Here is an 8,604-nt window from a genome sequence, read left to right on the forward strand (position 1 = left end):
GTGTCAGGAGATATTCGTGAGTGATCAGATCAAGACGGCGATCGTCACCGGTAGTGCCCGGGGCATCGGTGCAGCAGTGGCCAAGCGACTGGCCAAGGACGGTTTCGGCGTCGCGGTGGTCGACCTCGACGAGGCCGCGTGCAGCGACACCGTCGGCGCGATCGAGGCCGCAGGTGGGCAGGCAGTGGCCATCGGCGCAAACGTGGCCGACGAGGAGTCGGTGCAGACTGCAGTCGACCGCATCGCGAGCGAGTTCGGTGCACCGACCATACTGATCAACAACGCAGGCATCACCCGCGACAACCTCCTGTTCAAGATGACGGTGCAGGACTGGGATTCCGTGCTCGGTGTGCACCTGCGCGGCTCGTTCCTGATGACGCGTGCAGTGCAGAAGCACATGATCGACGCCAAGTGGGGCCGCATCGTCAACCTGTCGAGCACCTCGGCCCTGGGCAACCGCGGTCAGGCTAACTACTCCGCGGCCAAGGCCGGCATGCAGGGATTCACCAAGACTCTCGCCATCGAGCTCGGCAAGTTCGGCGTCACCGCCAACGCCATCGCCCCCGGATTCATCGAAACCGAGATGACGGCAGCCACCGCCGAGCGAGTCGGAATGACGTTCGACGACTTCAAAGCTGCTGCGGCGTCGCAGATTCCGGTCAACCGCGTCGGACATCCCGACGATATCGCCCACCTGGCGTCGTTCTTCGTCAGTGAGGGTGCCGGCTTCATCTCGGGTCAGGTCGTCTACGCAGCCGGTGGCCCGAAGGACTAACGTCTCCCGCATGCGTGAATGGACCATTCAAGAGCCCAGACGGGTGTGAATGGTCCATTCACGCAGAGCGCGAAGGCGACTACGGCGTCGGCATTCCTCCGTTGACGTTGAGGGTGTCTCCGGTGACGTATCCCGATTCCGCTGAGGACAGGTACACGTACGCGCCCGCGATCTCGGCCGGCTGACCGGCCCGGCCCAGTGGGGTCTCCTTGCCGAATTCCGGCAGTGCCGACGTCGGCTGCCCGCCCGCGGCCTGCAGCGGAGTCCAGAACGGACCGGGCGCAACGACATTGACCCGAATTCCCTTCGGTGCCAACTGCTGCGCGAGAGCCTTGCTGATGGTGTTGATGGCCATCTTCGTCGTCGCGTAATCCACCAGACCGGGCGAGGGTGTGTACGCCTGGATGGAGCTGGTGTTCACGATCGTCGAGCCGGCAGGCATGTGCGGCACCGCTTCCTGAATGATCCAGAACAGTGCGTACACATTGGTTTTGAAGGTCTGGTCGAACTGCTCCGACGTGAGATCCGCCAGATCCTCGACGAACTGTTGTTTGCCTGCCACGTTGACCAACAGGTCCAGGCCGCCGAGCTCGTCGACGGCGGTGTGCACGAGGGCGCGGGCAGCTTTCTCATCGGTGAGGTCTGCCGGTGCCAGGACGGCGGTGCGACCGGCGTCGCGAACCAGCCGGGCGACGTCCTGAGCGTCCTTCTCCTCCGACGGCAGGTAGTTGAGAACTACGTCGGCACCCTCGCGGGCAATGGCGATGGCGGCCGCACGGCCGATGCCGGAGTCGGCACCGGTGATCAGGGCCTTACGGCCGGTCAGCCGTCCGGACCCGCGGTACGTCTGCTCGCCGTGGTCGGCCAGGGGTTGTAGATCGGCAGCGAGACCGGGCGGATCCTGGTGCTGCTCAGGGAATCCGTCCTGGCGGTACTGCGTGACGGGATTGGTGAAGGTGTACTGATCACTCACGATGGGGTCGTCTCCGAACCTGGTATTCATTGCGTGGGGAACCTGCTGCTCGATTCCGTCTTCACGCCGAATGCCCAGAGTCGCCCGCAAACAAACTGAGTCGGGTCTCTCCCTGGTTCACGCCATCCCCCAAGTTCACACCATCCCCACCAACGGATGAATGCGGCATTCAGCTACTTGGAGTAGCTGAATGCCGCATTGATCCGGAAGGGGGGGCGTGCCGGAAAGCAAGGCTGTGGGCTAGGAGTACGTGTAGAAACCCTTGCCGCTCTTGCGACCCAACATTCCCGCGTCCACCATGCGCTGCAGCAGCGGGGGCGGAGCGTAATGCGGCTCGCGGAATTCGGCGTACAGCGATTCTGCGACCGCGAGGGTGACGTCGAGGCCGACGGTGTCGGTCAGACGCAACGGTCCCATGGGGTGGGCGCAACCGTTGACCATGCCGTCGTCGATGTCCTCGGCGCTGGCGAAGCCGGATTCGAGCATCCGGATGGCCGAGACCATGTAGGGGATGAGCAATGCGTTGACGATGAATCCCGCACGGTCACCCGCACGAATCGTCTTCTTGCCCAGGGTGTTCGCCGCGTAATCGGTGACGGCGTCGACGGTCTCTTCGCTGGTGAGGAGGCTGACGACGATTTCGACCAACGGCAGTACCGGTACGGGGTTGAAGAAGTGCACTCCGACGACCTGGTCGGGTCGCTTCGTCGCGTTGGCCATCTTGATGACGGGGATCGACGAGGTGTTCGTCGCCAGGATTCCTTCGGGTTTGACGATGGAATCGAGCTTGCCGAACAGATCCAGCTTCAGCGATTCGATCTCCGGTGCCGCCTCGATCACGAGGTCGCGATCGGCAAAATGGTTGATATCGAGCGTCAACGAGATTGCGGCGCGGGCTTTCTCGGCCGCGTCGGCGTCGATGCGGCCGGACTTGACGGCCCGCGCGAACGATTTGTCCAGGCGTGCTTCGGCGGCGTCGGCGGTGCCCTGGCTGGTTTCCAGGATCAGCACCGAGCTACCGGAGCGGGCGCACATTTCGGCGATACCGGCACCCATGGTGCCGCCGCCGATGACGCCTACGAGTTCGATGTTGCTCATTTGAGCAGCGCCCGCGACATGACGACACGCTGAATCTGGTTGGTGCCCTCGTAGATCTGCGTGATCTTGGCGTCGCGCATCATGCGCTCGACGGGGAAGTCGGTGGTGTAGCCGGCACCGCCGAAGAGCTGGACGGCGTCGGTGGTGACCTCCATCGCGACATCGGAGGCGAAGCACTTCGCTGCGGCAGAGATGAATCCGAGGTTCTTCTCGCCGCGCTCGGCGCGTGCTGCGGAGCTGTAAACCATCAGGCGGGCAGCTTCGACCTTCATTGCCATGTCGGCGAGCATGAACTGCACGGCCTGGAAGCTCGAGATCGACGTGCCGAACTGCTTGCGGTCCTTGGTGTATGCGATGGCTGCGTCGAGAGCGCCCTGAGCGAGGCCGACGGCCTGTGCGCCGATGGTGGGCCGGGTGTGGTCGAGGGTTTCGAGCGCGGTCTTGAACCCGGTGCCGGGCTCACCGATGATGCGGTCTCCGGGGATCTTGCAGTTCTCGAAGTAGAGCTCGGCAGTGGGCGAACCCTTGATGCCGAGCTTCTTCTCCTTGGGGCCGACGACGAATCCTTCGTCGTCCTTGTGCACGATGAACGAGCTGATGCCGTTGGCACCCTTGTCGGGATCGGTGACGGTCATGACGGTGTACCAGTCGGACTTGCCGCCGTTGGTGATCCAACACTTGGAGCCGTTGAGGATCCAGTCGTCCCCGTCGGCCTTCGCGCGGGTGCGCATGCTGGCGGCGTCGGAGCCGGCTTCGCGCTCGGACAGTGCGTACGACGCCATCGCGCCGCCTGCGAGCGAGGGCAGAACCTGCTTCTTTAGCTCCTCGGAGCCCTTGAGGATGAGGCCCATCGTGCCGAGCTTGTTGACGGCGGGAATCAGTGAGGACGAGCCGCAGACGCGGGCGACCTCTTCGATGACGATGCAGGCGGCAACCGAGTCGGCACCCTGACCGTCGTACTCCTCGGGAACATGCACGGCGTTGAAGCCGGACGCGTTGAGGGCATCGAGCGCCTCCTGCGGGAAGCGCGAGTCCTCGTCGACCTCCTTGGCGTACGGGGCGATCTCCTTCTCCGACAGGGCCCGGATCGCTGCGCGCAGCTCCTCGTGCTCCTCGGGTGACTGGTAGAGATCGAAGTCGGGATTTCCGGCCATGTCGGCCACGCTCCTCGCGATGTCGGGGGTACAGCACTGCCCAGAAAGGGCACTCAGTGCCAAGCTTCACCCCAGTGTACGACCGGACCGGCCTCGATTCAAGGGTGGGGCTCGCCAAGGCGGCACTGAGTGCCACCTTGGGTGGGCGTCACTCCGGAAGGTGGCGGGCCAACGCGTCGGCGACGGTGTTCACGGACGTGCCCCGCGGGAATGTCGCGACCACGACGTCTCCCGAGGACTGGGCGCGGACCTGCGCCAACGCTGCGCGCAAGTCGGTGACGGACGTCGGCAGGCCGTCGCGAATCATCCGTCGTAGAAAGTAGTTGTGGGTCGCGGTCACCGAGGCGGAGAACTGCAGGATCTCCAGATGAGGGTGGTCGGGAAGCGCCCGCTGCAGGTATTCGACGAAGAGACGGTCGTAGCGGAACACGGTGACGATCTCGCGATCGCGCAGGGCGGGAATTCGATGCACCACCTGATATCGCAGCCGCGACATCTCTTTCCAGTCCGAGAATCGCTCGTACACCAACTGTGCGGCATCGCAGACGGCCTGCCATGGGTCGCCGGTGTCGGCCGCGAGCAGAGCGCCGACCTGCTCGAGCAGGATCTCGTGATCGGCGAAGACGACGTCTTCCTTGGCGCGGAACTGCCGGAAGAACGTTCGACGCGAGATTCCGGCCGCCACCGCGATGTCGTCCACCGTCGTCGAGTCGTAGCCCTTGACCGAGAACAGATCCAGGGCCGCGGTGGCCACGGTCAGCCTGAAGTCGGTGGATTCCTCGGGTTCTCCGCGCATGCCAGTGAAGGTAGCGGAGTTTCGGCAGGGGCACTGAGGTCGTCCTTCTCGGTGGCTGATTGCTAGTGTTCGCAAGTAGCCTGCTTCGCAGTGCTCGGCGAAGCGGAAGGACGTCATGACCACGGATTCGAGTCGACCGCTGTACAGAATGAAGGCCGACTTCTTCAAGACGTTGGCTCATCCCGCGCGCATTCGAGTGCTGGAACTGTTGAGCGAACGCGAACACGCAGTGTCCGAGATGCTGCCCGAGGTGGGCATCGAGCCGGCAAATCTGTCGCAGCAGCTGTCGATTCTGCGTCGCGCGGGTCTCATCGAGGGCACTCGGGAGGGATTGTCGGTGTCGTACACGCTGACATCGCCCAAAGTGGCGGACCTCCTCGTGGTGGCCCGGGAGATATTGACCGGCGTGGTGGCCAACCAGGTGGAACTGCTGGACGGCGAGTCCGGATCGCGCACCTGAGCCGACCGTCGAGGGAGGTGTGCAGCATCTCTCCGCATCTGATTCATTACTTGCTAAACTTAGCAATCAACTGGATCAAGAACGATGAGCTTTCAGGAATCGTCGCATGTCCGAACCGACGAAACGCACCCGTACGAACGACGCCTTGAGGGCGGTATCCGCCCTTCTACCCCGCTGGAGCGAGTGGAAGCCCGCGCTACGCGCACCCGGTTCGGATCTTCTCGCCGGCCTCATCGTGGCGCTGGTGGCGCTGCCCCTCGCGCTCGGATTCGGAGTCAGCACCGGGCTGGGTGCAGCGGCGGGACTGACCACCGCCATCATCGCGGGAGTCGTGGCCGCGGTATTCGGTGGCTCACGGTTTCAGGTATCGGGTCCGACCGGTGCGATGACGGTGGTGCTGGTCCCGATCGTCGCCGAATACGGGCCGACGGGAGTGCTCGCGGTCGGGCTGCTGGCCGGCATCATTCTGTTGGTGCTCGCGGTAGCAGGAATCGGCCGAGCCGTGCGGTACATGCCCGCGCCCGTCATCGAAGGATTCACCGCGGGCATTGCCGTTGTCATTGCACTGCAACAGGTTCCGTCGGCGCTGGGCATTACGGACGCGGAAGGCGACAAGGTCTGGCAGTCCGCGTTCGATGCTGTCCGTTCGTTCGTCGCGCATGCAAGCATCCTCACCCCCGCTGTGGCGATCGCCGTCGCGATCGTCATGCTCGTCGGCGGCCGCCTGGCACCGAAGATCCCGTTCTCACTGGTCGCGGTTGCTGCCGCTACCGTGGCCACCCAGCTGCGATCTGGACATCGCCCGCATCGGCACCATTCCGTCGTCGTTGTCCGCCCCGAGCCTGGGCTTTTTCCACCTGGGTGACGTGACGGCGTTGCTGGTCCCGGCGTGTGCCGTCGCCGCTCTGGCTGCCCTGGAATCGTTGCTGTCCGCCACCGCCGCGGACTCGATGGGCGTCGGCGCTCGCCACAACCCCGACCGGGAGTTGGTCGGACAGGGCCTTGCGAACATCGCCGCACCCCTGTTCGGGGGCATCCCCGCCACAGGTGCCATCGCCCGGACTGCGGTCAACGTTCGATCCGGTGCCCGCACCAGGCTCGCGGCCCTCACCCACGCGGTGATCCTCGCCGCCATCATGTACTCCGCGGCGGGGTTGGTCGCCGATATCCCGCTTGCAGCCCTGGCCGGAGTGCTGCTCGCAACCACGGTGCGGATGGTCGAGACCGCGTCCATCCGGGCGATCACCCGCGCCGGCCGCGGGGATACCGTGGTGATGGCGGCCACCTTCCTCGTCACGGTGGTCCTCGATCTCGTGACGGCGGTGGCGGTCGGCGTCGGGTTCGCTGCCGTCCTGGCTCTCCGGGCCATTGCGCGATCGGCCACGGTCGAGCAGGTCCCGTTGAACACACTCGATGCGGTCTCGAAGGAAGAAGGCGACCTGCTGCGGGAACACATCGTCGCGTACCGCATCGACGGTGCGCTGTTTTTCGGTGCCGCGCACAGCTTCCTGCCCGAACTCGCCGACGTCTCGGACGTGAAGGTGGTGATCCTGCGCATGTCCCGAGTCACCACGATCGACGCCACCGGCGCAATTGTTCTCAAGGACACCATCACCGAACTCGAACACCGACACATCACCGTCCTGATCTCCGGTGCCAAGCCCGAGCATCTGCGTCCCCTCGCGGCCCTGGGTGTGTTCACCACCAGGGACGACGACGCTCGACACGTCTTCGACACCACCCCGCAGGCCATCGCCTGTGCACGCACGCTGGTGACCGAGGCGGCCACTCCCCGCGGGTAGGGTCGTAGGTCACACTTGCGTACGAAAGGACCAGCTCATCGTGGCTCTCGTTGCCGGAATCGACTCTTCCACCCAATCGTGCAAGGTTTTTGTTCGCGATGCCGACACAGGGGAGTTGGTGCGTCACGGCCGTGCCGGTCATCCCGACGGCACCGAGATCGACCCGCAGCGGTGGAAGGAAGCACTCGACGAGGCCGTCGACGCCGCCGGCGGGCTGGACGATGTCGCTGCGGTGTCGGTCGGCGCGCAACAACACGGCATGGTCTGCCTCGACGACAATGGATCCGTGGTCCGTAAAGCATTGCTGTGGAACGACACTCGGTCGGCCCAGGCGGCAGAAGATCTGATCGCGGAACTCGGCGAGAAGACCGGTGGCAACGGCGGTCAGGCCTGGGCCGACGCGGTCGGCGTGGTTCCGTTGGCCTCGATCACCGTCGCCAAGCTGCGGTGGCTCGCCGACAACGAGCCCGACAACGCCGATCGCGCTGCGGCGGTGTGCCTTCCACACGATTGGATCGGCTGGCAGCTCGGTGGTGCGTCGGGGCTCGACGCCTTGGCCACCGACCGCGGCGATGCGAGCGGCACCGGATACTTCTCGGCGGCCACGAACGAGTATCGAACGGATCTGTTGCAGCTGGGTTTTCGTGGCCGCAACCCATTGCTGCCCCGCGTGGCAGCGCCGAACGAGGCGATAGGCCACACTGCCGCCGGTGCGCTGATCGGCCCGGGTACCGGAGACAATGCCGCGGCGGCGCTTGCCCTCGATGCGCAGCCCGGTGATGTGGTGGTCTCGATCGGCACGTCCGGCGTCGTCTCGGCGGTGACCACCGCTGCCGCGGCCGACGGTTCGGGCCTGGTCGCCGGATTCGCCGACGCCACCGGGCGTCAGCTGCCGTTGGTGTGCACGCTCAACGCGGCTCGCGTCCTCGATGCGACGGCGCGAATGCTGGGCGTCGATCACGACGAGTTGTCGCGGTTGGCTCTGTCGACGACGAGCGACGGTGTGGTGATGGTGCCGTACTTCGAGGGCGAGCGGACGCCCAATCTCCCCGATGCGTCCGGAGCGATTCATGGACTGCGACTGAACAATTCGACTCCTGGCCACCTGGCTCGTGCTGCCGTCGAAGGACTGCTGTGCGGACTGGCCGACGGTATCGACTACCTGCGTGCACAGGGAGTGGACGTGCAGCGAGTACTGCTCATCGGCGGCGGTGCCAAGTCCGCGGCGCTCCGAGCCTTGGCCCCGGCAATTCTCGGGGTGCCGGTGGCCGTACCCGAGCCCGGTGAATACGTCGCCGACGGGGCAGCGCGCCAGGCAGCCTGGACTTTGGCCGGGACCAGTGAACCGCCGACCTGGGCGCAGGCCACCTCGAAGACATACGAGGCAGACCCCACGCCGGCGGTGCGAGAGCGCTACGTGCATGTGAGTGGAAACTCGTAGCAGGGGTCGAGTTTCCACTCAGTGATACTGGAGTCGTTCGTCGGGGTGGAAGGTATGACTCGTTTCCGCTCTGACGCCGATGGCTGTCTTTCATGTGATGTGTCG

At 65.0% G+C, this 8,604-nt stretch carries 7 protein-coding genes and 1 pseudogene; 4 read left to right on the forward strand and 4 right to left on the reverse strand.

Annotation, left to right across the window (positions count from 1 at the left end; genetic code table 11):
• Positions 1-16: 16 nt before the first annotated feature.
• Positions 17-775 (forward strand): SDR family oxidoreductase, encoded by a 759-nt coding sequence (locus AB0P23_RS24530; RefSeq protein WP_363799689.1) that lies wholly within the window; start codon positions 17-19, stop codon positions 773-775.
• Positions 776-854: 79 nt separating this feature from the next.
• Here the strand turns inward: AB0P23_RS24530 and AB0P23_RS24535 are convergent, their stop codons facing one another.
• The 4 genes from AB0P23_RS24535 to AB0P23_RS24550 all read right to left on the reverse strand — a co-directional run bounded on the left by AB0P23_RS24535 (position 855) and on the right by AB0P23_RS24550 (position 4,796).
• A complete protein-coding gene (locus AB0P23_RS24535) occupies positions 855-1,778 on the reverse strand; it encodes a glucose 1-dehydrogenase (protein WP_363799690.1) in 924 nt (307 codons plus the stop codon).
• 210 nt (positions 1,779-1,988) lie between these two features.
• On the reverse strand, positions 1,989-2,837 hold the full coding sequence (locus AB0P23_RS24540) for a 3-hydroxybutyryl-CoA dehydrogenase (protein WP_287454853.1): 849 nt from the start codon (positions 2,835-2,837) through the stop codon (positions 1,989-1,991).
• Between the two features lie 5 nt (positions 2,838-2,842).
• Complete coding sequence (locus tag AB0P23_RS24545) at positions 2,843-4,000, reverse strand: acyl-CoA dehydrogenase (RefSeq protein ID WP_363799692.1); 1,158 nt, start codon at positions 3,998-4,000, stop codon at positions 2,843-2,845.
• 148 nt (positions 4,001-4,148) lie between these two features.
• Positions 4,149-4,796 (reverse strand): TetR family transcriptional regulator, encoded by a 648-nt coding sequence (locus tag AB0P23_RS24550; RefSeq protein ID WP_032374763.1) that lies wholly within the window; start codon positions 4,794-4,796, stop codon positions 4,149-4,151.
• A gap of 115 nt (positions 4,797-4,911) precedes the next feature.
• Here AB0P23_RS24550 and AB0P23_RS24555 point away from each other — a divergent pair, with 115 nt between their 5' ends.
• The 3 genes and pseudogenes from AB0P23_RS24555 (at position 4,912) to AB0P23_RS24565 (ending at position 8,499) form a co-directional block, all read left to right on the forward strand.
• Complete coding sequence (locus AB0P23_RS24555; protein WP_206498493.1) at positions 4,912-5,256, forward strand: metalloregulator ArsR/SmtB family transcription factor; 345 nt, start codon at positions 4,912-4,914, stop codon at positions 5,254-5,256.
• Between the two features lie 106 nt (positions 5,257-5,362).
• Positions 5,363-7,058: pseudogene (locus AB0P23_RS24560) on the forward strand (SulP family inorganic anion transporter).
• A gap of 40 nt (positions 7,059-7,098) precedes the next feature.
• Positions 7,099-8,499, forward strand: coding sequence for an FGGY family carbohydrate kinase (locus tag AB0P23_RS24565; protein ID WP_363799694.1), 1,401 nt, complete (start codon positions 7,099-7,101; stop codon positions 8,497-8,499).
• Positions 8,500-8,604 lie beyond the last annotated feature (105 nt).

It is taken from the genome of Rhodococcus sp. NPDC077669, from assembly GCF_040686915.1.
Taxonomy (GTDB): domain Bacteria; phylum Actinomycetota; class Actinomycetes; order Mycobacteriales; family Mycobacteriaceae; genus Rhodococcoides; species Rhodococcoides fascians.